The sequence below is a fragment of the Brevibacillus choshinensis genome, assembly GCF_016811915.1.
Taxonomy (GTDB): domain Bacteria; phylum Bacillota; class Bacilli; order Brevibacillales; family Brevibacillaceae; genus Brevibacillus; species Brevibacillus choshinensis_A.
In genome coordinates this window covers 4790001-4816720 of the sequence record NZ_CP069127.1, presented here as the reverse complement: position 1 = coordinate 4816720, position 26720 = coordinate 4790001, and the positions used below count along the sequence as shown (strand labels likewise).

Below are 26720 nucleotides of genomic sequence, written 5' to 3'. Positions count from 1 at the left end.
ATATTCCTCTGACAAAAGGAAGCTATTCTACCAGAAGATCCGAGAAATGAGGAAAGAGGCGAAAAGGAATGAGAGACGAACGCATTGGCAAGATTGCGAGCAATCTGCTGGATTACAGTCTGGATGTGCAGCCTGGAGAGAATATCATGCTCATGGTATACGACGAAGGAGAGGCACTGGCAGCCGAGCTGGTCAAGCAGCTGTATGCAAAAGGAGCCTATCCTCACTTGCGTTATGTGCGACCCAAGGTGCAACGGGAATGGCTGAAGGGACTGACGGAATCGCAGCTCGCCCAATTGGTCCGCTGGGAAGAAGAAATGTGGATGGGGATGCAGGGCTACATCGGCATTCACGGAGAGACCAACGGCAGCGAAATGCGGGATGTGCCGGAAGAAAAGAATCGCATGTACGCGCGAGCTTATCGGCAAATTTCCCATCATATCGATAACAAAGTCAAAGGGATGCGCATCAACTACCCGACGTCTGCCTTGGCCCAAAAGGCAAATATGTCCACCGAGGCGTTTGAAGACTTTTATTTTGACGTGTGCGCATTCGATTACCGGAAAATGGCGAAAGCATGTCAGCCGCTCTATGAGCTGATGGAACAGACGGATCGAGTCCGGATCGTCAGCCCGGGGACGGATCTTTCGTTTTCGATCAAGGGGATCAAAACGAGAACGGCGGTAGGCAAGCGCAACATGCCGGACGGCGAGGTGTATACATCTCCCGTGCGTGACTCCATCGAGGGGACCATCAGCTACAACACACCGAGTCAATATAAAGGGACATTGTTTGAAAATGTCCGGTTTGTCTTCCGAGAAGGCAAAATCGTGGAGGCAACAGCCAATCATACGGAAAGACTGAATCAAATATTGGACAGTGACGAAGGGGCCCGCTACATCGGGGAGTTTGCCATCGCTTTTCACCCGCACATCCTCCATCCGATGGGAGACACCCTGTTCGACGAAAAGATTGCAGGCAGCTTCCATCTGACGCCAGGCCAGGCCTACGAAGAGGCGGACAATGGAAACAAGAGCACGATCCACTGGGATTTGATCTCCATCCAGCGGCCAGAGTACGGGGGCGGCGAAATTTGGTTTGACGACAGACTGATCCGCAAAGACGGGCTCTTTGTTCATGAGGCACTGCTGGGGCTGAATCCGGAACATCTCGGGAAATAAATAGTAGGGGCAAACGTCCTAAGTATCCGAAGTGGGGAGAAGCCTGTTTCCATACTGCGCTCCGGGCTACGTCCTGCCAGGAAGCGTAGACGGTCCGCTGCGCCATAATCTCGAGGGAATCGCAAAACGGCGCGCAGCTTCGAGGGTTAATCATGGATAGCGATTCTGTTGCCTCGGGCTTCATGGCTCCGCTGAGCGGGACTCCACAGTCGCTTCGTTCTCTCATGGATCAAGAGCGACCAACAAACCTCGTTCGTCTAACAACAAAGCCGGTCCGAGGAAAAAGGAGAAATAAGCGAAAGATATTAGGGACACGACCCAGGCTGAGTGGAAAAAGCGGAACCGCCTTTAGCGTCCACCTAAGAAAATGCTCCCGGAAGCTGCCACTTGGACGCGGGTTCCGCTTTTGAAGCGGAGCCGACCAGGAATGACCCCCGAGCTGTGGCCCTACCCAGCTTGAGCGTTTTCTGCTTTTTCCTTCCCACCACTAAAGCCCGAACCAAGCGTGTTTACGAGAAGCAAGGGTTAGCATGAAGCCGTCTCTAGTATTTAGAGCCTGGCATTATTTCATATCTTTATTTCAGCTTGAAGATGATCAAGCCTGTGATCATGATGGCAATGCCCGCCACCTTGCTGAGATTCAACGGTACTTTCTCCACGCCGAACAACCCGAGCGAATCGATCACCAAAGCGACGATGAGTTGCGAGACGAGCAATATGGAGACAGAGTAGGCGGGTCCGATCGAAGTAATCCCTTTCATGACGAAGAATACGATCAATGCTCCGAATACGCCGCCAAGCAAGTAGACTTTGTTGACCTCACCGATCTTGTGCAGATCCCCATCACGAACCGCCAGGAAAATGGAAAAGGATACCAGAAAGCCCAATCCATGCACGATGGCATTGGTCAGCCACATGCCCAGCTTTTCGCTCGCTTGGGCGTTGAATACGCTTTGCAAGCAAATGAAGACGCCTGCGAGCAACGAATAAAGAATGCCTTGCACGATGAGATGCCCCCCTGAGAGCTGTGTTATTCGTAAATGTTTCCACTCGCCAATTGCTCGATTTTCTCCCTGTCGGAAATGAGCAGGGCTCCTTTTTTACGTTCGATGATTTGCGCATCGCACAGATTCCGGATGACTCGGTTCAAATGACGATAGCTGGTCCCGAGAAGCTCTGCCACTTCTGTCAGCTTGGATGTCTGCAGTTCCACAGACGCGGATTCGACCGAAATGGTGGAGAGCAGGTAACTGGCAAAGCGATTTTCCACCGGGTATAACAAATTCAAGCTGGTGGAGTTGGACGAGGTATAGAGCTTGTGGCTGATCTTTTGCAGAATAAATTGCAGAAAAGGCGGGTGATTCACGAAGCGTTCCTGCAGCAGCTTGTAGCTGATGCCGATCACCAGGCTCGGCTGCACGAACTCTACGGTATTGCGCACCTCGCACTGGGAAATGAACTCGATATCCCCGACGATCGCTAGCGGGTTGTTAAATCGCAAAAGCAGGGATTTGCCGTTTGGAGAAGTCGTGAAAATCTTGATTTTGCCTGCGAGTAAAAAGTACATCTGGGTGAGCTGATCGCCTTTGGAGCAGAGAATCTCACCTTTCTCCGCTTCGTACAAATGCATTTCACTGACTGTGTCATCGCCAAAAATGGGGGAGAGCTGGCTCGCTCGGATGAGAGAGCTCAGCATGGCTTTATCTGTCCGTTCTTTCATCCAAGACCTCCTGAAACCTTCCTTCTTAGTAAATAGCATTTTCCTTTGGAAAAAAAGGACATATGTCCCTCTTCTGTCAGATCATACTCCTGGGGAAGGGGCAATCAATCGAGCAGGAATTTTAGAAGGATTCAGAGAAATATAGATGTTGGATAGAGATGAGCGATAGGAGTGGTAGAACGTGACCTTGCAAGCAAAAGAGACTGTAATCGGATTTGTCGGGACCGGGGTAATGGGCAAAAGCATGGCGTCTCATTTCCTCAAAGCAGGCTACTCGGTAGTCGTGTACACGAGAACCAAGGAGAAGGCAGCGGATTTGCTGGCTGCAGGCGCAGTCTGGAAAGAACGCGTCTCGGAAGTGGCACAGGCATCTGATGTCATCATTACCATGGTCGGATATCCGAGTGATGTGGAAGAAGTGTATCTCGGTGCCGAGGGAATCGTGCCTCACGCAAAGCCGGGATCTTTTTTAATCGATATGACGACGTCCAAGCCTTCTTTGGCGAGAAGGATTTACGAAGAAGCCAAGAAGCGCGATCTTTTTTCGCTGGATGCACCGGTTTCCGGCGGCGATATCGGGGCGCGTGAAGCTCGTCTGACGATCATGGTGGGCGGCGATCAGGAAGCGTTTGACGCGATGGAGCCCCTGCTGAAAATCATGGGCACCAATGTCGTGCTTCAAGGCGGACCAGGTGCAGGTCAGCACACCAAAATGTGCAATCAAATCGCGATCGCAACGAACATGATCGGAGTGTGCGAAGCCATTGCCTATGCGAAGAAAGCGGGCCTCGATCCGTCGCGTGTGCTGGAAAGCATTGCCGCGGGCGCAGCGGGAAGCTGGTCGCTCAGCAATTTGGCTCCGCGCATGATTGCAGGAAACTTCGAGCCGGGCTTCTACATCAAGCATTTTATCAAAGACATGGGAATCGCACTGGAAGCAGCGAAGGAAATGGGCCTCTTGACACCGGGGCTGGAGCTGTCCAAATCGCTGTATGACGAGCTGGCGGCAGCTGGTTTCGAGGACAACGGCACACAGGCGCTCATCAAGTGGTTTGAGAAATAAATACATCGTAATGGGACCCGCATAGCCGGGTCCTTTTTTCTTTTAATGGCTTGAAACCTTTTCCAGCCTTCTGCGTCTGAATAGTAGCAACAGGTGAGAACGCGCGAGGAGGGGAGCTCTTTATGAAGAAACAGATATTCACGGCGTTTACGGCCGTTTTGCTCGGTGCAAGCGCATGGATGCCTACTGCACAAGCAGCCAATTTTACTTCCATTCAACCTTATATCACCGACTATAAATTCGGCTTTACCAATGGGACGAAGCTCGTTACCCAGCCGGTCTACGACGAATTTACTATCCATACAGCGTGGACGGTAGTCACCAAGGCCGGTAAAAAAGGCATTCTCGATAACAAGACGGGAAAAGAAATCACACCGGCGATCTGGGATCAAATCGAAGTGCCGAGCCCAGGCAAAATCGCCATCGTCCAAAAAGGCGGATGGTTTCAGTATCTGGATCTGGGGACAGGAAAGCTCTCAGCCACCAAATTTGCCGGAGGGCACACTTATTATTTTTCACCGGCCCATGAAATGGTGATCCTGATGGTCGGGCAGACGTCCATGCTGCTCGATTCATCGGGCAAGGTCTTGATCCCGCCAACAGCCGGGAAACTATCCGTGGTGCAGCTCGCAGATACATCGCAGCCGAACAAGGATGAGACGAAAACAACGCGATATGTACTCAGGAGCGCGTCCAAGCAGATTACACTGTACGATCCGGTGACGTTCACCCCGAAATTCACCCTCAAAAATGCCGAATGGATCCCCAATGAAGGCGGGCCGGATACCGCGTATCTGAAGGTGAGATCTGGAGGCAAGGAAGGATTGGTGGACGTTTCCGGAAAATACGCACTCGCCCCCCAATACAACGCTTTGTATTTCTGGAATAACGGTTATGTTCGCGTCGAAGGGCCCAAAGGAGTGGGGCTTTGGAAAGACGGAAAAATGATGGCAGAGCCACAGTATGCGGATGTAGGCATCCCATCCACAGATACATTCTCGACCATGGCCAAAGACAGCATTACGTACCATTCGGTCTCCAAAGGAGCGTCCGTGACACTCAAAAAAGGAGCCGAGTTACTGGATGGTCGGTATGTGCTCGGACAGGACGTAAAAACCGGACTGTACGGGGTTGTTGAATTGGGCGGAGAAGCAGTCATTCCGTTCGTTTATCCGCGGGTAGAGGGACCACCGGCCGCGCGACTTTTGGTGCGGGCAGACGGCAAGAAGGGCCTCATCCCGAGCTGGGAGCAAAAAATGGCAGAGCCAACGGTCTGGTTTGACAGCCTCACGACTTTGGGCGGTTCCTACAGCATGCTGGCCATCCAGGATGGAAAGAAGATCGGCCTGTATTCCGAGACCCGTGGAATTCTCCTTGAGCCCGAAGAAAATACGGTGATCACCTATGATCAAAAAACAGGCAGGGTTATTGTAAAGTCTGCTGACGGCAAGACGACAGCGTACGGCTTTGACGGAAACGTAATCCATGATACCGCGGAAATGGAACGAGCTCTCACGGACCATCTGGCGGTAACGGGCAATCCCGAAACGGGCTATGTTCTGATCGATCGCGAGACAAAGGGCCCCATCAGCAAGACGTACCGCAGCATTTACATGGAGGGTGACGGTAAAAATCTCATCGTCGCCTTAGACGGGAAAGTAGCCGATCTGTATTCCCCGGATGGCGAGCTCCTGACAAAGGAGATTCAAGTTCCTTTGGTGGAACCCTCCAGCAACCAGCCGCCTCTTTCATTTGCGACGGTGGGTGGAGTGGTTTATACGGCAGGGGTAAAAGCTGATTCGGACAAATGGGCCTTGATCAGCATCAAAGACGGACAGCTGCAGCCTGTAAGCGAGTTTGCGTACGTCAATGTCACCCCAAGAAATACATCGAAAAGCTACTTCTTCACGCTGGGGCGCCCGGATGGAACGAGTGATGTCTGGGGGGGCGTCAACGGAGAAATGAAGCAGCAGGTCGAACGGGCGACATCCGTACAAACAGTGGAAAGTATGGATCGAGTATTCATCCAGAAGGGAACAGGCTGGGACGTCTATTCTCCTGATGGGCAGATGCAAAGCAATGGCAGCTACGGCTCCCTGAAGTATCTGGACGCGGGCGATGGCAAACCTGGGGCGATTGCCTATCAAGATGGGAAATCAGGCATGTGGGGACTACTGAGCATCGACGGGAAACAACTGACTGAGGCAAAATTCGATAATCTGTATCCGACCAGGCAAGTGTTCCCGCAATTATGGCTAGAGACCAGCAGTCAGGCGTCGTTTGTTTTCATGACAAAGCAGCGCCTCGGCTATCTGGACCAAAACGGACAGGAAACCTTCCAGACAGCATTATTGACCAAAAAGCCGACAATTACGAATCGTCCGTTGGCGTCGACTCAGACATTGGTGTCTTATTCAGATATCCTCCGTCAAGATCCGTTGGAGCTGGTCGCCTTTGACAAGCCGTACAGCTGGCCAGAGGGTGTCTCCAGTGAAAAAAGATTCTTTGCCAATTTGGCCTTGCACCTCAATCTGCCAAAAGAGGCCGGCAAGGAAGAGGTGCTGGAAGAGCTCATCGGCAAAGGAATCATCAAGCAAGACGATAGCCGTACGGACTTGAGTGATGAAGATATGTTTGCTCTTTGCTACTATATGGAGACGGGGCAGATTAGCCAGATGACCTATGCCTCGTTGTTGGAGTGGGCGTATAAGCGGGGATTGGTGATTCAGCGCGGCGGACACAACTACTATCAGTCCATGGATTTGTATCACGAGTATCACCAAATGTTTTTCCGTGAGATGCTTCGCACACCAGCTGGCAAGAAGGCGGCTCAGCCGAAAAAGCTGTCGCTGGCAACACTCAGTACAGCCCAGAAAAACATGCTGGAATCCATGATTCTCGTCAACGGAAAAGCATGGGATCAGCTGCCTCTCCCGTTGCCGAAGGAGGAGTGGACAGGGGCCATGAATGCGTTGATTGATCAGTACAACAAGCAAGCGCCGCAGATGCTGGCGAATTATCTCAAACAACAACAGCAGTAGGAATGACGTAAAAGGCGCAACTCCACGATTTTCGCAGGGTTGCGCTTTTTCCTGTTCTTGCCGATGATTAAAAGACAGGCCAATATTTTGCCATCAAAACGTAAAAGAGCACAGCCAGAACGGCGGTTGCAATCAAGGCGAGGATGAGACCGAGGAGGGAGAACTGATCCAGCTTGTAGGCTACTAGAAAGAAAACGGTAAATGCCAGATAGGCAATCAAAGTCGTCAGTTCCAATTGTGTCATATCAATCACCTCTAATATGATGGGCTTTCAAAAGTATAAGGATAAGTGCCCGGGTTTGGCAAGTAGCAGAAGGGATGCGATGAGGCCGGCACCATTGTGGGGAGAATGAATTTGGTAGAATGGCTTCGAGCTCGTCTCGGTGGAGCCGGGAGCTGCCGAGTGGGACTGAAAAAAGGCAATCAAAAAAGAACGGCAGCCCCTCCTAAAGCCGAAGTGGACTGCCGGTAGTATCTAGGATTCCCAAGGTCTCGTCGTTCCGAGGAGATCAGCCAAATGCTTGCTGCGGGTGCGTCGCTGCTTTCGGGCGTCTGCTCGTTCCTGCGCGCTGTCATGCAGGAAGATTTCCTCTTTTGTTTCCGGGATGACCTTCGGTACGATCGTGGGCTTGCCATCTGCTCCCAAAGCGACGAACGTCAAAAAGGAAGTGGCGCAAACGGTTCTCTCCCCAGTCAGCAGGTCTTCTGCTACGATCTTGACGAAGATTTCCATCGAGGTCTTGTGCGTCCAAGTCACGAAGGCTTCCAGAGACACTTCGTGATCGACCGGGATCGGCTGCAAAAAGTCAACCGAGTCGGTGGATGCCGTCACGACAGGTCCACGAGCGAGCTTCATGGCAGAGAGCGAAGCGACGTCGTCGATATAGGACATCAGCTTGCCTCCAAAAAGCGTGTTGTGATTGTTCGTATCGGGGGGGAGGACATGACTCGCTTTAAAAGTGCGTGTCTCCCGGACAAAGCGATCTGCAAGCATGGAGAGGACTCCTTTTCAATAGCGTTTTCCCAAAAAATATGTTCCTTTTGTTAGCTCCATTGTTCCACAAAACCTTTTATCTAATCAAGTCACATGCCCATTCTAATGATGGAGTAAAGTAACGGGTCAAAACCTGCGAGGAAGTGAGAATATGGAGGAAATGACGTATAGAGAGCTGAAGCTGGAGGAGTTGGGCTCCACGTTGCTCAGCCGTTTCAACCGGTTTCAGGAAACCCGTCGAGTCTGGTACATCGAAGACGGTCAGTGGAAGCAAAAGGACGATCACTTTGTCGAGCGGTGGGATGAAGCGAAGAAACAGTGGGTCCTGCAGGATCTGAGGCGGTGTGTGCAAAATGGCGGTGTCGTAGTTGGCGCTTTTCTGGATGAGACGATGGTCGGCTTTGCCAATGTGGAGGGAGCGCTGTTCGGGAGTCAAAAAGAATACCTGGAGTTGCCCTATATTCACGTCACCCATGAGTGCAGAGGCAAACGAATCGGGAGGGAATTGTTTGCGCTGTGCTGCGAGAAGGCCACGAAGCTGGGAGCCAAAAAGCTGTATATTGCCGCACACCCTTCGATCGAGACGCAACAGTTCTATCGCTCGGTCGGCTGCACGTTGGCGCAGGAAATCAATCCGGCCATCTATGAAAGAGAGCCGCTCGATATCCAGCTGGAGAGGTTGTTATAGGATGGGCAGATTCTGGGCAAGGCAGCCTGTTATGAAGGACTGCCTTTTTTCTTACGGAAGCGACCTAAACATGTCCGGAAACAGAGGAGTGGAGTTCTCTTGGATGCAGAGCAAATTTTGCAAGTGCGGCATGCTTTCCCGTTCTTTGAGGAGGTTCCCGACCAGCAGTGGGAGCAATCGGGTGTCCAATTGATCAACCTGTCCGCCCAACCCGCCGTGATAGGGGAAGGGCACTTGTTTGAACACGCATCTTTCGTGCTGCGAGGTTGCGTGCGCATTTATAAAATCAGTTCGGCCGGAAAGGAATTGACGCTGTATCGGGTGAGAAAGGGGGAGTTTTGTGTCATCATGATAGCCAGCATTCTGGGAGAAACCGGCTATGAGGCGATAGCGGAAATCGAAGAAGAGACGGAATTGCTGGTGCTTCCCGTCCGGTTGTTCCGGGAATGGATGCAGGACTATAAAGGGCTCAGCTCATTCATTTATCGCATGTTTATCAAGCGAATGGTTTCCGTGGCAGGGCTGGCAGAGGACATGGCTTTCCAATCGATGGATCACCGTGTGGCGCAATGGCTGCTGAAAAAAGCGAAGGACCATGCCGACGCTCCGCTGTATGTGACACACGACTCCATATCAAAGGACTTGGGAACCGCTAGGGAAGTCATAAGCAAAGTGCTGAAGGGATTTGAACGGAGGGGGTGGATCCGCATGGCCCGTGGGAAAGTGTACATCTCGCAGCGTGCCGAGCTCGAGCGGTTGATCTCCTGGTAAAGTGACAAAGTTACAGAAAGCGAGATGATTCTTCCTCTAAACTGTGATTGTGGCTGAAGCTGCCAATCATTCATGAGGAGATGAACGGAGCATGAACTCGTACTATTCCCCGGCAAATTTAGAACGGATTTCCGATTTGATGAAAAGGAGCCCTGCTGCAGCGGAGGCTTATCTGCAATTTGAGCGTCAAGTGTACGAAGCCCCCAGCCTGCTTTCGCAGAAGATGAAGGAATTGATCGCCTTGACGGTCGCCCATGTGACAGGCTGCCCCTACTGCATCGATGTCCATGTGAAGAAATTCAAAGCTCTGGACGGGACGATGGAGGAAATCATGGAGGCGCTGCTCGTAGCTGCTTCTACACGCGCGGGTGCCATTCTCAGCCACGGATTGAATGCTCTGATTTCGCATGAAGAAGCAAATGGAAAGCTTCCCAAGGATGACAGCAAAGTCGATAGGGATCCGCAATGCTTCTGCTGAAAAAATGCCCCTACTTGCCGTACCAAGTAGGGGTGTTTTGCTTAGATGATCCTACGCATGTACGAGCTCAGGGGCTTGCAAATGCAGGGGCGGTGGCACTAGCCATCCTTTTTCCTTGCTGATTCTGAGAAGGCGTGCACCTGCTTGCGCTTTTGCAGTGTGAAGCTGGGCAAATGTCATGGCGATATCTTCCCGAATGCTTTGGCCGATAATTTGGCTGCAAGCAACTAATCCGGCAGCTAGATCAGCGGCTACCATGGCGGCAATCTCGGGATCATTGAATCGAGCGCCAACTGGAATGCTTTCTAATGAAGCAACGGGACGTTCAGGTGGCGTAGGCGGAGGCGCAATGCCATTTGCCTTCAGGAGATTTTCGATTTGTTCCATCTCCGGCTTCATATTTCGAATCAGATCTTCCAGAAAACTCTTTAAGTCCTTGTCACCGGTATGATTGATGAGGGTTTGATAACCGACGAACAAGCCTTTCCCGATGGATAGATAGCTCCATACACCGAAAACTTCTCCGTAATGCATCGGTTCATTTTGAGGATTTCCGCTTAAGATTCCCATGAGTGTCCTCCCTGTACTCCATAAAGTGGTTAGATCCATGCAGGTCTCCTTTTGTGCTTCCCAACGGTCAGGTTGGTCAGTGGCGCATTCTCCCTACGGTTCGCTTTTCAAGGACTCGAGCCAGTCACTGTAACAAACGTCACAGAGCAGCTCTTCCCGTTCCTGCTTGCTTTGGAAAAAATAAATTTGATGCGCACTGTCTGTATCTTTTTCACAGTAATAGCATTGGTATTTGCCCATCAGCGATCCCTCCAGAATAGTCATCGAGAGTACCGATGATTAGGCTGTCCAATGACCGCTACGATCATTTTCACGGAGGGTGCATTCCTTATGGAAAACAAGGGGGCTGCTGCCAAGGTATCGGGGTTTATCAGTCGGGATGCTCTTCTCCGTTTTCTTTGTTTTCTTCAACCGCCTTGGCCGTTTCGTCCAATGCCTCCCCCTTCTTCGAGATGGAATAGCCATGCATATTGCTTCCGTGATAACCCATGTCTGGTTTTTGGTTTGTCGTGCGATCAGTCATTTTCTTTACCCCCGATTTGTCCGGCAGGATTGGAATTCGGCTGCACATTTGGATGATCAGCGCCATTTGGCTCCTTGTCCAGGTTCGTGCGGATGGCCAATATGGGGCTGGTTGGAGGAGGTGCGATCAGTCTGTCATTCAGTTGTCTGAAATCAGGCAGGTCGTTCCCACGATTGTCATTCATGCGCTACTCCTCCTTTATGGCTTAGTATGTCCTCAACCTAAAAAAACCCTGATCAGATCAGGGTTTTTTCTTGCGGATTACCGATTATCCACTTTCTCCGGGTACATATCGTGATTCATCAACCGATGCATTGCCATTTCCTCGTACTTGGTCCCTGGCTTGCCGTAGTTGCAATACGGATCGATGGAAATGCCGCCGCGCGGGGTGAATTTGCCCCATACCTCGATATAGCGGGGATCCATCAGCTTGATCAAGTCGTTCATGATGATGTTCACGCAATCCTCGTGGAAATCACCGTGATTGCGGAAAGAAAACAGATACAGCTTGAGGGCTTTACTTTCCACCATTTTGATGTCGGGAATGTAGCTGATGTAAATCGTCGCAAAGTCAGGCTGTCCGGTAATCGGGCACAGGCTGGTGAATTCCGGGCAGTTGAATTTCACGAAGTAATCGCGGTACGGGTGCTTGTTGTCAAAAGACTCCAGCACGCTTGGATCGTACGTTTGCGGATAGGTCGTGCCCTGGTTGCCCAATAGCGTCAGGGAAGAAAGATCGCGTTCCTGTTGGTTAGCCATAAGAGAGAGTTCCTCATTTCCTAGCAGTTTTTTGACCGTCTATTACACACCGCGCTTGTTTCCCCACACGAGGGCATGCAGCTGCGGCAGTACCTTTGCATCATTGAAATCGGGTGCGGCCATCGCCTGATCGATCAGCCATTCAAACGTCTCAAGCAGCTTGACGCGCAGGTCCTCTGTGCTTGCTTCAGCGAGGTCCGCATTGCCGGGCTGCAGGTAAAACGGAATGCCTGGATAGCGTCGATGGATGCCGCGGGCGTATTCGAAGTCTGCTTCATCAAAGATGACGACCTTCAGGCTTACGCCGGTGTGGCCGTTTTCCAGCAGATTTGCGACAATCTGATCCAACACGTCAAAGTCCGTCTTCATGCCGGAGCTAGGCGGCTTCGGTGAGAGGGTGACATCGTCAATCTGGTTCAGCCAGTCCTGCCACTTGCTGCCCTGCGTCTCCACAGCAGAGCGGATGCCGCGAGATTGTAAGAGCTCCACGAATCTGCCGATGCCCTCCAGTAAAGCAGGATTGCCACCGGAGATCGTCACGTGGGAAAAACGATCTCCGCCGAGCCGGGACAGCTCCTCCCAGATTTCCTCCGCAGTCATCTGTTTGATCTCATGCCGGGCAGAGCCATCCCATGTAAAGGCGGAATCGCACCAGCTGCAGCGGTAATCGCAGCCGGCGGTACGCACGAACATCGTTTTTTGTCCGATGACCATGCCTTCTCCTTGGATGGTGGGTCCGAAGATTTCCAGTACGGGTATCCGACTCATTCGTACATCCACTCCCGTCTGGCTTCGGCGTAGCTTGTGGGAGTCTCGAACAGGCGGACGAATTCCACACGCGCTCCGTTGTACCGATCGCGGTAAGCATCTGAAAGCAGCTGCTGCTCCATCTGCTCGAACATCCAGACGACCATGTTTTCCGCCGTGGTGTTCATCGGTGGGAGCATTTCATTCAAATAGCGGTGATCCAGGTAAATCTCGATATGTTCTTTCCAGATCTGCTTGATATCCCCGAAGTCGATGACCAGACCGATTTCGTCGGGATAACCGCTGATCCCAAACACGACCTGATAGGTGTGGCCGTGCAGGTTTTTGCATTTGCCCTCGTAGGCGTGCAGATGGTGGGCAGCATCAAAGGTGAATTCTTTACTGACCAAAACGCGCTTGTTGTGGTAGCGCAGCTGGGATTTATCGATGTGTGTGCCAAGCTGCTGCATGCGGTCGACGATGCGGAAGTCAAAGTTCGCGCTCATCAGGCATGCTCTCCTTGCGTGTTTTTCTCGGAAAGGTACGTGTCCAGACCGGCTTTTCGCAGATGGCAGGCAGGGCACTCGCCGCAGCCGTCCCCTTTGATGCCGTTGTAGCAGGTGAGGGTTTTCTCGCGGATATAGGTGAAGGCACCCAGATCGTCCGCCAGCTTCCATGTTTCCGCTTTGTTCAGCCACATGAGCGGGGTGTGAATCACGAACGGATAGTCCATCGACAGGTTCAGCGTCACATTCAGCGATTTGATGAAGGCATCGCGGCAATCGGGATAGCCGCTAAAATCCGTCTCGCATACGCCTGTGACCAGATGGCGTGCTCCGCGCTGTTTGGCGAACACGCCTGCAAACGAGAGAAACAGCAGGTTGCGTCCGTCGACGAACGTAGAAGGCAGCTGACCTTCCTCTTGGGTGATGTCAATGTCTGTGCGGGTGAGCGCATTGGGAGCGAGCTGATGTAAGAGGCTCATGTCCAATACGGTGTTGTTCACGCCGAGCTCGCGGGCGATTTCCTGCGCGCATTCGATTTCCAGCTTGTGCCGCTGCCCGTAGTCAAACGTGATCGTTTCGACTTCGCCAAATTGTTGCTTCGCCCAGAACAGGCAGGTCGTGCTGTCCTGTCCGCCGCTGAAGACAACGATGGCTTTTTCCTTTTTCATACCTCTCCATCTCCTTTTGAATAGTAGGGGAAGAAAGAGAGTTCTTGAACTTTGCTCTGAAAAAAAACAAAACAATACCAAGGAACGGTACTGCTGTACACCTTAGTTTTTTATAGAGGGAGTTCGCGAACCTCTCCCATGCTTTTCGCATGGATTTCGTATTCCGTTGGGTAAAGGAATCCTTTGCCCCCTAGCATTATACTACAGATTGGGCATGTGCGGGCTGTTGTTATCTGGGTTTTGCAGCTGCAGACGATTGACGCCCGCCTGTGCGACTGCTAGTATGGCGTTGCAATGATCAATCGATCCTGCTGCGGAGAGGATGACGAGAATGAAATACAGCACACTGGTGGAAGAGTATCGCGGAGGCGTGTTGGAGAATGTCCACTATGGCGTGGTATGCGGGGTGAATGATCGGGGAGAGGTCATTTACTCGTCCGGAGATGATAAGCATGTAGCCTTTTTGCGTTCGGCAGCCAAGCCGTTCCAAGCGATTCCGGTAGCCAAGCGAAAAATTGACGAAAAGTTCGGACTGACGAGCAGGGAGGCGGCATTGTTCACGGCGTCGCACCGCGGCGAAGCCTACCACATGGAAGCACTCGAGTCGCTCCTTGCAAAGACAGGAATTGCAGAGGAAGAGCTGCTCACTCACCCGACCTATCCATTAAATGACGAACCGAAATTTGCCTGCCTCTCGCAAGGCATTGCCAAGCGGCGGCTCTTTCATAATTGCTCAGGGAAGCATTTGGGCTATCTGGCTTTGTCCAAAGAATGCGGGTATTCCACCGATGATTACTACGAGGTGGAGCATCCCGCCCAACAGGAGGCGCTTGCGGCTTTTGCCGAACTGGCTGACTATCCCAAGGAGCAGATCCAGCTGGGGGTCGATGGCTGCGGGTTTCCCGTTTTCGCTTTGCCGCTCAAGCATTTGGCGATTGCTTACTCGAAGCTTGCTTGCCCGGATCTCATAGCGGACGAGGAAACCCGCCAAGCAGTGATCAAGCTTACCAGCTGGATGACGGAGAATCCGGATATCGTCGCGAGTCACCATTTTACCTGCACAGCTCTGCTCCAAGACCCCAACATCATTGCCAAAGGCGGTGCGATGGGCGTATACGGATTTGCTCTCAAAAAGGAGAGAATCAGCTTTGCGCTCAAGGTGATTGACGGGTCGGAGCTGGTATGGCCGCTGGTGATTGCCGAGATTCTCAGGCAGATCGGATATGACAACAGAGAGACGATCCAGCGTCTGGAAGCACTGGTGCCGAGGGAAATCAAAAACGACAATCAACGGGTCGTGGGGGAGAAGAAAGCGGTGTTTGCCCTGGAGCGACGGTAGCAACGCTCTCTTTCGTCAGTGGCTTGCTTGATACGATCCGGACGATTTACAATGTCCCCATGTTGGGAAATGAGCGGAGGAATGGAAATGATCGTGGAAGTCATCGCGACCTCGGTGGAGGACGCCAAACGAGCGGAGCGTGGAGGAGCCGATCGGCTGGAGCTGATTACAGGCATTCTGGAAGGGGGATTGACCCCTAGCTGGGGCTTGGTGGAGGCCGTCGTGAAGGCTGTCTCGATTCCTGTGAATGTCATGGTGCGGCCTCACAGCCAGTCATTTTGCTACAACGAGGACGATCTGTACGTGATGCGCGAGGATGTCCGCGTCATCCGGGAAATCGGCGCTGCCGGCATTGTGATCGGCATGCTGAACGCAGATAGGCAGCTCGATCTGAAAGGGATGGAAATGCTGCTCGCGGAGGCAGGCGGACTGGATGTGACGTTCCACCGTGCGTTTGATGAAGCTGTGGATCAGATCGAAGCAGCCCGCGCCTTGCTCAGCTACCCCCAAGTCCGCCGTATTTTGACCTCGGGAGGACAAAAGAGTGCGATCGACGGGGCGGATTGCATCGCACAGCTCATGCGAGTGACGGAGCAAACCCAGCTGTCGATTCTGGCAGGCAGCGGCTTGACGCTGGAAAACGCCAAGGGGCTGGCCCGGAAAACGGGTGTAAAGGAAATCCATGTGGGGACAGGCGTGCGGGAAGGCGGACAAGCTCTCCGATATGTGGACGTTCAAAAGGTTCAGGCGTTGAAAAGCTTGTTTTAGCAATAGCTAGAGCCTATTAGCAGTTCAGAAAAGCCGGCGTCACGAAGGTGAGCGTTTCGGCTTTTTTTGCGCGTGTCAGAAAATTCGTTTTTGTTTGACGCATCCCTATGAAAATGATAGGATGAATGTGAAAGAAAACGAAATAAATCGAAATGAAATGAAACATAAGGGCGATTCGCAAGGAGGATCGGATTCATGCTAGCGACAGAGAGACACAGCAAGATCCTGGAGAATGTAAACAAGGAAAAGACCGTTACTGTCGCCGAGCTAAGCAAGCTGCTGGACGTATCGGAGGTCACCATTCGCAAGGATCTGATCAAGCTGGAACAGGAAGGACTGCTGTCAAGAGTGCACGGCGGAGCGTCCATCGCGGGTTTTTTGCCGCTAGAACGCAGCTTCACGGAAAAGCAGACGGAGCGGATGGAGGAAAAGGCGCGGATTGCCAGGCAGGCGCTTTTGCACGTGCAGCCGGGAGACACGCTGATTCTCGGAGCGGGAACGACCACGATGGAGCTGGCCAAGCTGCTCGGTCAGGTGGCGGAGCTGACGGTAGTGACGAATGCCGTCAATATTGCTATGGAGCTGAACAGTCACGGTGTCCACCAGGTCATCCTGATCGGCGGGGAAATGCGAGCCAAGTCGTTTGCAGTCGTCGGGGCAGTGGCCGAGGATAATCTGAAGAAGCTGTCTGTATACAAATGCTTCATCGGAGCGGATGGCATTCATGAGAAAGACGGATTCTCCACCCTTTCCCTGGCTGAGAGCCACGTCAACCGAATCATGATGGAGCGCGCCCGAAAAGTCTATGTCCTTGCCGATCACACCAAATTTGGCGAGTCGCATTTCAGCAGCTTTGCCGATTTGTCTGCAGTCGATCGCATCATTACAGACAGGCTCGATGCACAGATGCAAGCGTCGTTTCTCGATCTCGGTGTCAAGATTGAAGTAGCGCAAGGTTAATGGATGAGGAGTGATCCGGACATGTCATTGGTGTCATCGACAGAAATGCTGAGGCGGGCACGAGCAGAAGGCTACTGCGTCGGTGCGTTTAACGTGCACACGCTGGAAATGCTGCAGGCGGTGGTGGAAGCGGCGCAGGAGGCAAAGTCGCCGCTCATTCTCCAGACGACGGTGGGGACGGTCAAGCACCTCGGGCCGGAATACGTAGCGGCGATCGCACGGGTCGCAGCCTCGTCGGTACAGGTTCCCATCGCGCTTCATTTGGATCATTGCCATGACTATGAGCTGATTGAGCGATGCATCCAGGCAGGCTATACCTCTGTGATGATTGACGCCTCGATGCACCCGTTTTCGCAAAACGTGGAGCTGACGAAGAGAGTGGTCGAGCTGGCTCATCGTACGGGAGTCAACGTAGAGGCGGAGCTGGGGAAAGTGGGTGGCGTCGAGGACGAGCTCGTGGTCGAGGAAGAAGATGCCGTGCTGGCGGACCCCCAGGAGTGCGAAGCGTTTGCTGCCTTGACGGGTGTGGATACACTGGCACCTGCCATCGGTACTGCGCACGGCATGTACAAAGGGGAGCCGAAAATCGCCTTCTCCCGGCTGGAGCAGATCGCAGGTCGAGTCGGGGTGCCGCTGGTCCTCCACGGAGGCTCTGGCATTCCGGAAGAACAGGTCAAACGTGCCGTATCGCTCGGGATGGCGAAAATGAACGTGGCAACCGAGCTGCGGATCGCCTTTTCCAATGCGATCAAAGAGGTGTTCGGTGAGAATCCCGAGGAGAATGATCCGCGGACGTACATGAAGCGGGCCAAGCAAGCCGTCAAGAGTATTGCCCATGCCAAAATGGCGATGTGCGGATGCATCGGGAAAGCAGCAGGACAGTAACGTCAAAACCTTCGGAAGGATGAGGAGACATGCGGGTCAATCTGGATGATGTAGCAGCTGTCGAGGCGCTGGATACGATCAAAGCGCTGCGGGATACGGATGAATACGACAAACAATTTTCAGAAGGATGGGAATTATCAGGACGGTTTGATGTATCCTCCATCACTGGCGGTATCGATCGCATCGTCGTGCTGGGGACGGGCGGGGGCTCGGCTGCCAGCGTCAATCTTCTCAAATCGTATTTGTTTGACGAGCTGAGGGTGCCGCTGCAGCTCAACCAGGGGTACACGATTCCGGCCTACGTCGATGAAAAGACATTGGTGATCGTCGTCAGCCACTCGGGGAATACGGAGGAAGTGGTCAGCGGCTATGAGCAATCGATCGCCGCAGGAGCGCAGATTGCCGTCATCACTGCGGGTGGGCAAGTGCTGGATTTGGCGCGTCGCCACCATCATCCGCACCTCGTCGTACCAGGTGGGATGATGCCCCGGATTGCGCTCGGCTACATCTTCCTGCCGATGCTGGCGATTTTGACTCAGCTCGGGCTGGTGGCAGACAAGTCGGCAGAGGTGGCGGAGACCATTTCTCTCTTTTCCCAGCTTCGCCAGCAGTACGGCCTGCAGTCTCCGCTGTCGTTGAACCCCGCCAAGCAGCTCGCTCAGGAAATGGATGGTTTGACCCCGGTTATTTACGGCACGCTTCCATTTTTCGATGCCCCTGCTTGGCGCTGGAAAAATCAGCTGGGTGAAAACGGCAAGGTCATGGCTTTTTGGAATGCCATTCCCAGCCTGCATCACGATGAGGCTGTGGGGTGGGATGCCCCTGCCGCGATGCTCAAAGGCTACCACTTTACCTTGATCCGCGATGGGGAAGACAGCGAAAAGACGACCAAGCGAGTCGAGATCAGCGCTGAGATTCTCCGTGAGCGTGCAGGCGGCGTACAGGTGGTTCGCTCCCAGGGAGTTACGCGACTGGCACGCCTCTTTTCCATTGTGTACTTGGCAGACTATGTCACGCTGTATACCGCTTTGATCCGCGGGGTCGATCCTACCCCGGTTGATGTCATCAACCTGTTCAAGAGCAAGATGGGACAGCCGCTCGTACAGGTGCAGGTGCGCTAGTATGCTGGCGACGGTAACCCTGAATGCAGCGATCGACAAGACATACAGACTGCCGCGGCTATCCCCAGGCCAGCTGCACCGTACAAAAGAGCATCTGAGCCTGCCGGGCGGAAAAGGGATCAATGTAGCCCGGGTTGCGAGAGCGCTGGGAACCGATGTGATTGCGACAGGCTTCGTTGCGGGCCACAACGGAAGGTTTATTGCGGAAGGCTGCGCCAAGGCGGGGATCGCTCCCGCCTTTGTGGAAACGGAAGGCGAGTCACGATGCTGCCTCACCTTTTTGGACGAAGAGACCGGTGAGGTGACGGAAGTTTTGGAGCAAGGGCCAGTTATTTCGGATCGGGCTTTCGCGCATTTACAAGGCAAGCTGAGTCATCTGGCCAGACAGGCGACTTTCGTCAGCTTCTCCGGCAGCATGCCTGCGGGGGTGCCCGTGGATGGATATCATACTTTGATTGATCTGGTCCGTCAGTCAGGCGCGCTGCCGGTGCTGGACGCGAGCGGAACGGCACTCGTTCATGGATTGAAGGCAAAGCCCTACCTGGTGAAGCCAAACCGAGATGAAGCACAGGTCCTGCTCGGCTATGAGCTGAATTGCGAGGGGGCTGTCATCCAGGCTCTGCATGACATTCATTCGCTCGGGGCGAAGAGCGTTCTTTTATCCATGGGGGAGCAAGGAGCGTGGTTCTCTACGGGCGATACGCGCTGGCATTTTCCTGCGGTCCAGGTGGAGAAGGCTGTGAATCCGGTTGGGTGCGGTGATGCTTTGCTGGCAGGAATCATCGCGGGCAAGCTGAAAGGCCTGGATTGGGAGGCAGCCGTCCAGATGGGGATGGCGAGCGCCGCGGCAAATGTGATCTCGATAGGAGCGGGCATGGTAGACCCCGATGTCGTCGAAGAATTGCTGCGGCTCCCGGTGCAGCCAAAACAGATAGGTTCAGGGTGACAGGAGAGAGGAGGTCAGCAATGAGGTACGTAATCGGCCTGGATGTGGGCGGAACGACGATGAAAGGCGCCGTCATGGATGAGACGGGGCGCATCATCGCGCGCGGAAGCAGAGAAACGAGAGTGCACAACAATCTCCCAATTGTAATCGAGCGAATGGCGTCATTAGTGGAGGAGCTTAGGCAGAGTGCGGCTGTCCCTGTGGAAGCAGTAGGGATAGGTTTTCCCGGGCCGTTTGACGGACCGAGTGGCCGTTCCATTCATTCTCCCAATCTGGGTCTACGCCAGGTGGATGTCCGAACGCCGTTGGCGGAGGCGATCCGGTTGCCTCTTGCTTTTGAGAACGACTTGCGGACAGCGACGCTGGGAGAGGCTGTGTTTGGTGCAGGGAAAGGTGTCCGTCACATGACGTTTGTTCCGATCGGGACCGGCATCGGCATGGGCAATATCATCGACGGGCAGCTGCTGCGGGGAGCATTTGGCATCTCGGGAGAGCTTGGTCACGTTACGGTGCCAGGCAACACGGCTGTGTGCAACTGCGGGAAAGTGGGCTGCGTGGAAACGGTGGCATCGGCTGCGGGAATTGTCCGCTTGGCAAGGGAAAGGCTGCAAAAAGCCATCAGGGAAATTCCGGAAGAAGTGCAAATGCTGCCCCTAATGCAAAGAGCGGGCGGGGAGCTGGAACGGCTGACCGCGCAGGATGTGGCTGCTGCAGTCCTCAGAGGAGATCCGCTCGCCGCAGAGGCATGGAAGGAAGTATGTGAAGTCACGGGTTGGGCTGTATCCTTGATCATCAATCTGTTCAACCCCCAGATGGTCGTCATCGGCGGTGGCGTCTCGGAGGCAGGGGATCTGCTGCTCGAACCGGTTCGCCGAAGTGTCGAGCGTCATGTGATGCAAGCCGGGCACGAAACAACCAGGATTGTTCGCGCATCATTGGGGCCGGACGCCGGGATGCTGGGAGCAGGGGCACTTGCGCTAGGAGCCGACATATGGAGCGGGGATGGCGAGTTGCGAGTGGTTGAATAGAAGTTTGTAATAACATCGGAGGCGCTTGCTTAACAGGCAGGCGTCTTTGCGATTGGTCTGGACCCAAATAATCCTGTCCGAACCGTTTTCGTAATTGTATGATAATGGGAAGGTATACTCGTAACGAAGCCAAACCGATGAAAGGGATGAAGAACATGGAGAAAGTAAATCTTGCTGAGAAGTTTTCGAAGTTTGAGGAATGCTGGAGCCCGAAGATTGTCGGTACCGTCAATGATTCGCATATTAAAGTAGTAAAGCTCGAGGGCGAGTTCGTCTGGCATCATCATGAAGAGGAAGACGAGCTGTTCTTAGTTACGAAAGGCCGTTTGCTCATGCAATTTCGCGATCGGGAAGTCTGGGTCGAAGAGGGGGAGTTCATCATCGTACCCAAAGGGGTCGAGCATCGTCCGGTAGCCCCAGAAGTATGCCATGTCGTGCTGATGGAACCGACCAGCACCTTGAATACGGGAAATGTCACGAGTGAAAGAACGGTAGCGGAGCTGGAGCAGATTTGATGCCAGGGAGGATCAACAAATAAATGGAGCGATTACGGCAAAGGCTGTCAGCGTTACTGGCAAAAGCGGAAGGAACCTGGGGAGTAGTGGTGGAAGATTTGGACCGCGGTACTCGATTTGAGCATCAAGCCAGCGCATCCTTCATTGCGGAGAGCGTCATCAAGGTCCCGATCATGGCTGCGGTTTACGCAGCGGCGGACCTGGGGCAGTTTGCCATGGAGGATCGCCTCGCCTTGCGCAAAGAGGATCTCGTCAAAGGCTCGGGCCTCTTGCACGCACTCTCACCTGGGCTGAAGCTGACGATCAGGGAGCTGGTCACCTTGATGATCATCCAAAGCGACAACACGGCGACCAACGTCCTCATCGACCTGATTGGGAAAGAGAGAATCGATCTGACCATGCATGAGCTGGGTATGCGGGAGAGCGCTTTTTCTCGCAAGCTGATGATTTATCCTGTGGACATCGCTGAGAACAACACCATCACGGCCGGTGATGTCGCAAGGATGCTGGGTAAATTGGCTACGGGCACATTCCTCTCGCATCGAGCCTGTGAGGACATGATGGCGATCATGAAAAAGCAGCAGGTGCGCAATGGATTACCTTCCTTGCTCCCGACAGCGGAAGGCCAGCCGGATTGGGAAATAGCCTGCAAGTCCGGTTGGGATACGGGAAGACAGCATGATGCAGGGGTCCTGTACGTAGGAGAGCGTCGCCTGTCGATTGTCGCCCTTTCCCAGGATGTACGACCTGAATCGGCTCTGGGCGTACTAGGCCAGCTGGGAAAAGAAGTCTATGAATATGCAAAAAGGTAGCCCGCGAGCATAGGGGCTACCTTTTTTGCACAGATAGGAATTTATAAGATTCCTATCCAGTATAAGTGCAACTACGGCTTCGCCAAAAGGCTTGGCGCAGCCAAGTTTTCTAATTCCTGCGTTTCTCGCGTTCCTTACATGACTTCACGCAAATCGAGCGTGTCTGCCGTAACGAGGCAGAGAAATTGATTGGGGGCATCGGGGTGTGCCTGTTCTTCGAGGATGCCCAGCTTTACGAAAAAGCGCAAGGAAGTGTAAACGGTCGACAGGGTAATATTCGGCATGTCAATTTTCAGTGCATGGTAGACGTCTTTGGCGGTAGTGGGGGTCAAAGTATGCAGCATGTAGAGCAGGACTGCTCTGCGTTGAATGGTCAGGCGCTTGCCCAGATGCTTTACCTGCTGTGTGAAACTGAGAGGATGATGTTCCAACACAGGTCATCTTCTTTTTAAAATAATTCTTATTTGATTATTATTATCGTTCTTTTTAGGATAGACGTCAATCCTTTATTTGGACCCTACTAGGGTTCTTTTTATTTTGATAATTTAAAAAGGAGAAAAGCACGCATGATTGAGGGAATGAAGCGCATGTTTCGCGAGGATTGGTAAATCTTACGTAGAGGACGGGAAATGTTGATGAAAACAGCCAGAGGGAAACTGAAGTGGATTGGCATTTCTTGCGGACTCGTCATGCTGTTTGCGTGCGCGCAATGGATGGGAATCGGCAAAACGAAGGCGACCTCCAATTCGTTCCGCTTCGTGGTGATGGGTGATACCCGGGGCAGCTCGGACAGTGTCAATGAGAAAACCCTTCGAAAGCTCCTGAAGAATGTAAAAGAGCTGAGTCCCCAGCCCAGTTTTATTTTAGTGACCGGGGATATGGTTCAAGGCGGCTCAGATCTGAAGAAGGAACTGGATGAGTGGAAGGATATCGTGGACGACTACTACCCTCTCTCGATGTATTATCCGGCGATGGGCAATCACGAGGACGACCCCGAGGCATTCAGCAAAGCGTTTCCCCACCTGCCAAACGAGCAGGTCAAAGGCTACGGCCGCACAGCGTACAGCTTTGATTATGGCAATGCGCGTTTTATTGCACTGAATACAGATCATGAGGATAAAAAAGGCAATTACGTGGTAGACGAACAGCAGAGTGCATGGCTGAAGCAACAGCTTTCCGTGAAAGGGAGAGACCACACCTTCGTCATGTTTCACGTCCCGGCTTATCCGGTGGGAGGGCACTATGGCCGTTCTTTGGATGGTAACAAGAAGCAGCGCGATGCCTTTTGGCACCTTCTGGACGAGCATAATGTGACAGCAGCCTTTGTCGGGCATGAGCACAATTACAACAGACGACTCATCAACAGCGACTTTGACGCAAACGGCTATCATTTTACTCATGGCATTTATCAGCTGACACTGGGGGCTGCTGGTTCCCCTTACAGCAAGGTCGTTGAAGACAAGAAAAACGTAGTGAAAGGACCAAAGGCTACTTCTCATTACATGACCGTCGATGTAAATGGGAAGAAAGCGGTCTGCAACGTGTACGACAAAGATGATAATCTGCTCGATTCGTTTACGGTGGATAAAGAAAGCGCGGGACTGGCTGGATAGCCGCTTTTTCGGATCGAGTCACCTATGAGGTGGAGAGGATGAAAGGGCTATTCCGCACACGTGATCTGGCGGTTACGCAAGCATGCGTGACCGCTTTTTTGTTTTTGCTGATCCCCTTGGTTCACTTGCTGGACAAAGGCTTTTATTGGTTGCAAGGCTTGCTGCATGGCCTTTCGGCGACCATGACCGTCATGCTGGGCTGCTGGACTTTTCATGTTGCGTTTATGAAATTGGGCAGGGGAAAAGAGGGCGGCTCGGGTCTTGAGCGGCTTTTGTGGCTGACGAACCTGCTTGTCTTACTCGCTATCATTTCTGGCAATTGGCTGTACATGGGATACCGTTCGCCGGATGGACCGCAGTCATGGCTGCTTGCCCACACACCTCTTGCCCACAACATTGTGATGGAGTGGAAGGAATTCGTCTCTCTCTTTCCGTTGCCGCTCGGAGTGGCTGCTGGGTTCATCCTGCGCCGTTTTGGAAACAACAAGGAAATAGGGCAGATTGTCCTCTTGCTTATTGCTCTTCTCTGGCTGTGCTTGATGGTTGGCTTGGTCACGGGAATCGGATTGATTACCCTGCATCCGTAATCGAAATAGGGAGTGTTGGCATGGAAAAGAGGCAGCCCCAAAGTGGAGAGGTGGCAGCGGCGCTTGGCGGACTGTGGCTGGGCTTGGCGGGGGTCGTCTTCAGCCATCTTTGGAGCACGGTTGATCCGGCGGGAAGTAAACCTGCTTTGCTCAAGCTGGGGATCTGGATACCTGGCTGGTGGGGCATTGGGCCCTTTGCCGGAAAAGAGACAGTGGGATTGGCGATGTGGCTGGGGGGATGGCTGGCGCTGCATTTCTTGCTCCGGCGTCGGGAGGTACCTGTTCGCCCGGCTGCCACTCTGTTTGTCATCGGGTTTGGGTTCATCCTCATCCTGGCATGGCCTCCCGTCTATCATGCGCTGCTGGGTTGGCCGCCGGGCTTGCCTGAGTGAGGAAAGGAGCTTTCGCTGCATGCGCTTTGTGAACCGCTATCCGCTATGGTTTGGAAGTATGGTCGTTGGTATTGTGATGGTCAGCTCGTTGTTCTGGACGCGGATCCCGCAGGAGGGCTATGTCACGACCGCCGAACCAGACGTGGAGACATTTCATTTTGGATACATAACAGCAAAAGTCGTATTCCCGACATGCTCGATTGGCTGAAGCAGCGCCAAGGAAAGGCTGTTTTCGCCGTTCAGGATCGGCTGTATGCTCCAGATCCGCAAAGACCGCTTCCTTTCGTTTACCCAGTCTATGACCATAGCAAAAGTGCCGACCTGTTTGAGAAGCTTTACGGTTATCTGCCGGCAGAGTCGGTCCCTGGGCTGGGCAGCACCGTATACCATGTCGATTACGGAAATGCACGCATCCTGTTTTTGCGATCGGACGCGATGGGGCAGCAGCAGATAACGTGGGCGAGGCAGCTGCTCGGAGCTGGTGCGAAGCCTCACAAAGTTGTGCTTTTCCATGATGAACCTGCCGCAGGGCAAGCGAATCTGTGGAAGCTGCTGCGGGAAGCAGGTGTCGAGCTGGTGATCGTGGGCGAAAACGTGTATGCACGAGAAAGGGCCATCGTGCAAGAACCATCCGATTTTGCTCCGAGTCCGCATGAAGGGTATGGGCGATGGACGCCAGGTCTTTCGATGGAAGAGTCCCAGATGCTGATGCTGGATTATAGCGAAAAGGGAATGGCCATCAAAGCCATGACGCCAGGCGAGCAAGTGCTGGACCAGATGGAGCTGAACCCAAAAGATGCCGCAGCGCAGAGAAGCCGGGAGTGGGTGGCCGTGGGCATCCAGCAGGAGTGGAAGTATCACCTTGCAGATCCAGCCATGAAAGCAGTGATCCCGCAAGGCTTTGATGTCACGGGGGAAAATCCCATTACGACGCCGTTTCATTTGCCTGCTGACGATTGGCGTAGTCCTGCGTATCTCGATGCAGACTGGAAATCAGGGAATGCGCCGCTTGGCTTTACCAATCGCAGGGGGGAAGAAAGCAAGCTGAACACCAGGCTCAAGGCGGACCCGGAATCTCCGTCGTATTACTTTCGCCGAGCCTTTACGCTGGCGGACAAGCCCAAGGATATGAGAGACCTCATCTTGCGGCTCTCCTACGAGGATGGTCTGATCGTTTACTTGAACGGGGAGGAGGTCTTTCGGGATGGAATTCGCACGGGCTTGATTTTGCCCTCCTCTTTGGCCATTACCAATCAGGCCGTCTGGTATCGGACCGTATCTTTGCAAAATCACATCGGCAAGCTGCGTGCCGGCAGCAACACATTGGCGGTGGAAGTACACCGCAGCCATCCCGGGTCACCGAATTTCCTGTTTGATTTGAGTCTGTCGTACATCAGGTGATCGGAGGAGTCATTGATGAGCAGAAAGAGATGGAGTGTGTACGAGCTTCAAGTATGTGCGGCGGCGCTCACGTTCTTCGTTGCAGGCTGCGTCCCGTCTGCCCGTTACGCGGAGTCTGGCGAAGCACCGATTTTGGCTGATATCGGGGCGACTCGGCAGCACCTATTGATCACGAATAACAACTCATTCGTCTGGAGGCAGGTGACGTTCACGGTGAATGGGACGTACCAATACCAGATGGACGTCGTTCCGCGGGGGAGCACGAGCATTACATTGTCATCATTCGTCGACGATTTTGGGCGAGCGTTTACCAGTACTGCGGCAGGATTGCGCCATGTGGACATTGATGTAGCCGGCTCATCGTCCGGAACGGGAGGCTCGTATCAGTGGTAGGAGAGGGAGCATGCCTGAAAAAAGGGGTTTCCTTTTTGACCAAAACATGGTAGTGTATGGGCGGTTTTGGTCTAAGTGAAAATGTCAGGAGTGGAATCTTGTGGCGCGAAGAAGACGTGCAGCCGTTCAGTTAAACAGCCCCCAGCGCAAGGCATTGGAGTATTTGATGCTGCTTGCGGGATCGCTCATACTGGCTACCAGCTTTAATCTCTTTCTGAATCCGAATCAGATCGCCTCTGGTGGAGTCTCAG

Annotated in this window: 35 protein-coding genes and 1 riboswitch (1 of these 36 only partly in view); of the genes, 22 read left to right on the top strand and 13 right to left on the bottom strand. The window is 53.2% G+C overall.

The annotated features are described in order from the left end of the window. Nucleotides 1-68: 68 nt before the first annotated feature. Nucleotides 69-1181, top strand: coding sequence for an aminopeptidase (locus tag JNE38_RS24100; protein WP_203353633.1), 1113 nt, complete (start codon nt 69-71; stop codon nt 1179-1181). Nucleotides 1182-1756: 575 nt separating this feature from the next. Here the strand turns inward: JNE38_RS24100 and JNE38_RS24095 are convergent. Both JNE38_RS24095 and JNE38_RS24090 read right to left on the bottom strand, forming a co-directional pair. After that, the gene (locus JNE38_RS24095; protein ID WP_203353632.1) at nt 1757-2185 is read right to left on the bottom strand and encodes a DMT family transporter; all 429 of its coding nucleotides are present in this window, start codon (nt 2183-2185) and stop codon (nt 1757-1759) included. A gap of 26 nt (nt 2186-2211) precedes the next feature. Then, nucleotides 2212-2901, bottom strand: coding sequence for a Crp/Fnr family transcriptional regulator (locus tag JNE38_RS24090; RefSeq protein WP_203353631.1), 690 nt, complete (start codon nt 2899-2901; stop codon nt 2212-2214). Between the two features lie 181 nt (nt 2902-3082). Between JNE38_RS24090 and JNE38_RS24085 the strand changes: the two genes are divergently transcribed. Beyond that, entirely contained in the window at nt 3083-3964 is an 882-nt protein-coding gene (locus JNE38_RS24085; protein ID WP_203353630.1) for an NAD(P)-dependent oxidoreductase, read from the top strand. Nucleotides 3965-4086: 122 nt separating this feature from the next. Further along, on the top strand, nt 4087-7005 hold the full coding sequence (locus tag JNE38_RS24080) for a WG repeat-containing protein (protein ID WP_203353629.1): 2919 nt from the start codon (nt 4087-4089) through the stop codon (nt 7003-7005). 67 nt (nt 7006-7072) lie between these two features. Here JNE38_RS24080 and JNE38_RS24075 read toward each other — a convergent pair whose 3' ends face one another. Together JNE38_RS24075 and JNE38_RS24070 are read right to left on the bottom strand one after the other, a co-directional pair. Beyond that, nucleotides 7073-7249: a hypothetical protein gene (locus JNE38_RS24075; RefSeq protein WP_238933441.1), complete on the bottom strand. Its 177-nt coding sequence runs from the start codon at nt 7247-7249 to the stop codon at nt 7073-7075. A 231-nt stretch (nt 7250-7480) separates the two neighbouring features. Next, nucleotides 7481-7999, bottom strand: coding sequence for an acyl-CoA thioesterase (locus tag JNE38_RS24070; RefSeq protein ID WP_203353628.1), 519 nt, complete (start codon nt 7997-7999; stop codon nt 7481-7483). A gap of 151 nt (nt 8000-8150) precedes the next feature. Here JNE38_RS24070 and JNE38_RS24065 point away from each other — a divergent pair, with 151 nt between their 5' ends. The 3 genes from JNE38_RS24065 (at nt 8151) to JNE38_RS24055 (ending at nt 9936) form a co-directional block, all read left to right on the top strand. Further along, nucleotides 8151-8687, top strand: coding sequence for a GNAT family N-acetyltransferase (locus tag JNE38_RS24065; protein ID WP_203353627.1), 537 nt, complete (start codon nt 8151-8153; stop codon nt 8685-8687). Nucleotides 8688-8786: 99 nt separating this feature from the next. After that, nucleotides 8787-9458: a Crp/Fnr family transcriptional regulator gene (locus tag JNE38_RS24060; protein WP_203353626.1), complete on the top strand. Its 672-nt coding sequence runs from the start codon at nt 8787-8789 to the stop codon at nt 9456-9458. A 91-nt stretch (nt 9459-9549) separates the two neighbouring features. Next, nucleotides 9550-9936 carry a carboxymuconolactone decarboxylase family protein gene (locus JNE38_RS24055; protein ID WP_203353625.1) on the top strand — a complete coding sequence of 129 codons (387 nt, stop codon included), beginning with the start codon at nt 9550-9552 and terminating at the stop codon, nt 9934-9936. 51 nt (nt 9937-9987) lie between these two features. On the opposite strand, the gene JNE38_RS24050 is transcribed toward JNE38_RS24055, so the two are convergent. From JNE38_RS24050 to queC, 8 genes are all read right to left on the bottom strand, one after another. Continuing rightward, nucleotides 9988-10506, bottom strand: coding sequence for a DUF3231 family protein (locus JNE38_RS24050; RefSeq protein ID WP_203353624.1), 519 nt, complete (start codon nt 10504-10506; stop codon nt 9988-9990). A gap of 93 nt (nt 10507-10599) precedes the next feature. Then, complete coding sequence (locus tag JNE38_RS24045) at nt 10600-10746, bottom strand: hypothetical protein (RefSeq protein ID WP_203353623.1); 147 nt, start codon at nt 10744-10746, stop codon at nt 10600-10602. A gap of 130 nt (nt 10747-10876) precedes the next feature. Then, on the bottom strand, nt 10877-11029 hold the full coding sequence (locus JNE38_RS24040) for a hypothetical protein (protein ID WP_203353622.1): 153 nt from the start codon (nt 11027-11029) through the stop codon (nt 10877-10879). Beyond that, nucleotides 11022-11213 (bottom strand): hypothetical protein, encoded by a 192-nt coding sequence (locus JNE38_RS24035; protein WP_203353621.1) that lies wholly within the window; start codon nt 11211-11213, stop codon nt 11022-11024. Before JNE38_RS24035 ends, JNE38_RS24040 begins: the two co-directional genes overlap by 8 nt. Before the next feature lie 77 nt (nt 11214-11290). Next, nucleotides 11291-11788 (bottom strand): preQ(1) synthase, encoded by a 498-nt coding sequence (gene queF, locus JNE38_RS24030; protein WP_203353620.1) that lies wholly within the window; start codon nt 11786-11788, stop codon nt 11291-11293. A gap of 42 nt (nt 11789-11830) precedes the next feature. Then, nucleotides 11831-12556: a 7-carboxy-7-deazaguanine synthase QueE gene (gene queE, locus JNE38_RS24025; protein ID WP_203353619.1), complete on the bottom strand. Its 726-nt coding sequence runs from the start codon at nt 12554-12556 to the stop codon at nt 11831-11833. Then, nucleotides 12553-13041 (bottom strand): 6-carboxytetrahydropterin synthase QueD, encoded by a 489-nt coding sequence (gene queD / locus JNE38_RS24020; protein WP_203353618.1) that lies wholly within the window; start codon nt 13039-13041, stop codon nt 12553-12555. The genes queE and queD overlap by 4 nt, the downstream gene beginning before the upstream one ends. Then, nucleotides 13041-13709, bottom strand: a complete 669-nt coding sequence (gene queC / locus JNE38_RS24015; protein WP_203353617.1) for a 7-cyano-7-deazaguanine synthase QueC — start codon at nt 13707-13709, stop codon at nt 13041-13043. The genes queD and queC overlap by 1 nt, the downstream gene beginning before the upstream one ends. 96 nt (nt 13710-13805) lie before the next feature. Beyond that, nucleotides 13806-13849: riboswitch (PreQ1 riboswitch) on the bottom strand. Nucleotides 13850-14040: 191 nt separating this feature from the next. On the opposite strand from queC, the gene JNE38_RS24010 reads away from it, so the two are divergent. From JNE38_RS24010 to JNE38_RS23970, 9 genes are all read left to right on the top strand, one after another. Then, entirely contained in the window at nt 14041-15048 is a 1008-nt protein-coding gene (locus JNE38_RS24010) for an asparaginase (protein WP_203353616.1), read from the top strand. Nucleotides 15049-15135: 87 nt separating this feature from the next. Then, nucleotides 15136-15816 (top strand): copper homeostasis protein CutC, encoded by a 681-nt coding sequence (locus JNE38_RS24005; RefSeq protein ID WP_203353615.1) that lies wholly within the window; start codon nt 15136-15138, stop codon nt 15814-15816. 195 nt (nt 15817-16011) lie between these two features. After that, nucleotides 16012-16776: a DeoR/GlpR family DNA-binding transcription regulator gene (locus tag JNE38_RS24000; RefSeq protein WP_203353614.1), complete on the top strand. Its 765-nt coding sequence runs from the start codon at nt 16012-16014 to the stop codon at nt 16774-16776. A 21-nt stretch (nt 16777-16797) separates the two neighbouring features. Beyond that, on the top strand, nt 16798-17661 hold the full coding sequence (fba, locus tag JNE38_RS23995; protein ID WP_203353613.1) for a class II fructose-1,6-bisphosphate aldolase: 864 nt from the start codon (nt 16798-16800) through the stop codon (nt 17659-17661). Between the two features lie 29 nt (nt 17662-17690). Beyond that, nucleotides 17691-18782 carry a bifunctional phosphoglucose/phosphomannose isomerase gene (locus JNE38_RS23990; protein WP_203353612.1) on the top strand — a complete coding sequence of 364 codons (1092 nt, stop codon included), beginning with the start codon at nt 17691-17693 and terminating at the stop codon, nt 18780-18782. A 1-nt stretch (nt 18783) separates the two neighbouring features. Further along, nucleotides 18784-19728: a 1-phosphofructokinase family hexose kinase gene (locus JNE38_RS23985; RefSeq protein WP_203353611.1), complete on the top strand. Its 945-nt coding sequence runs from the start codon at nt 18784-18786 to the stop codon at nt 19726-19728. Nucleotides 19729-19748: 20 nt separating this feature from the next. Next, entirely contained in the window at nt 19749-20756 is a 1008-nt protein-coding gene (locus tag JNE38_RS23980; protein ID WP_203353610.1) for an ROK family protein, read from the top strand. A gap of 155 nt (nt 20757-20911) precedes the next feature. Further along, nucleotides 20912-21271, top strand: coding sequence for a cupin domain-containing protein (locus JNE38_RS23975; RefSeq protein ID WP_238933440.1), 360 nt, complete (start codon nt 20912-20914; stop codon nt 21269-21271). 23 nt (nt 21272-21294) lie between these two features. Then, on the top strand, nt 21295-22083 hold the full coding sequence (locus JNE38_RS23970; protein ID WP_203353609.1) for a serine hydrolase: 789 nt from the start codon (nt 21295-21297) through the stop codon (nt 22081-22083). Between the two features lie 134 nt (nt 22084-22217). Here the strand turns inward: JNE38_RS23970 and JNE38_RS23965 are convergent, their stop codons facing one another. Next, complete coding sequence (locus tag JNE38_RS23965; RefSeq protein WP_238933439.1) at nt 22218-22517, bottom strand: transcriptional repressor; 300 nt, start codon at nt 22515-22517, stop codon at nt 22218-22220. 195 nt (nt 22518-22712) lie between these two features. On the opposite strand from JNE38_RS23965, the gene JNE38_RS23960 reads away from it, so the two are divergent. The 7 genes from JNE38_RS23960 to JNE38_RS23930 all read left to right on the top strand — a co-directional run. Then, entirely contained in the window at nt 22713-23696 is a 984-nt protein-coding gene (locus JNE38_RS23960) for a metallophosphoesterase family protein (protein WP_203353608.1), read from the top strand. Between the two features lie 38 nt (nt 23697-23734). Beyond that, nucleotides 23735-24283, top strand: coding sequence for a hypothetical protein (locus tag JNE38_RS23955; protein WP_203353607.1), 549 nt, complete (start codon nt 23735-23737; stop codon nt 24281-24283). 20 nt (nt 24284-24303) lie between these two features. Then, entirely contained in the window at nt 24304-24675 is a 372-nt protein-coding gene (locus JNE38_RS23950) for a hypothetical protein (protein WP_203353606.1), read from the top strand. Between the two features lie 19 nt (nt 24676-24694). Continuing rightward, nucleotides 24695-24883 (top strand): hypothetical protein, encoded by a 189-nt coding sequence (locus tag JNE38_RS23945; RefSeq protein WP_203353605.1) that lies wholly within the window; start codon nt 24695-24697, stop codon nt 24881-24883. Beyond that, nucleotides 24868-26076, top strand: a complete 1209-nt coding sequence (locus JNE38_RS23940) for a metallophosphoesterase family protein (RefSeq protein ID WP_203353604.1) — start codon at nt 24868-24870, stop codon at nt 26074-26076. Before JNE38_RS23945 ends, JNE38_RS23940 begins: the two co-directional genes overlap by 16 nt. A gap of 15 nt (nt 26077-26091) precedes the next feature. Further along, the gene (locus tag JNE38_RS23935; protein WP_203353603.1) at nt 26092-26469 is read left to right on the top strand and encodes a hypothetical protein; all 378 of its coding nucleotides are present in this window, start codon (nt 26092-26094) and stop codon (nt 26467-26469) included. A 100-nt stretch (nt 26470-26569) separates the two neighbouring features. After that, a protein-coding gene (locus JNE38_RS23930) for a YitT family protein (protein WP_203353602.1) crosses the window boundary here: on the top strand, nt 26570-26720 show its beginning. The gene runs 719 nt beyond the window's last position; only the first 151 of its 870 coding nucleotides appear in the window; its start codon is at nt 26570-26572; its stop codon lies beyond the right edge, outside the window.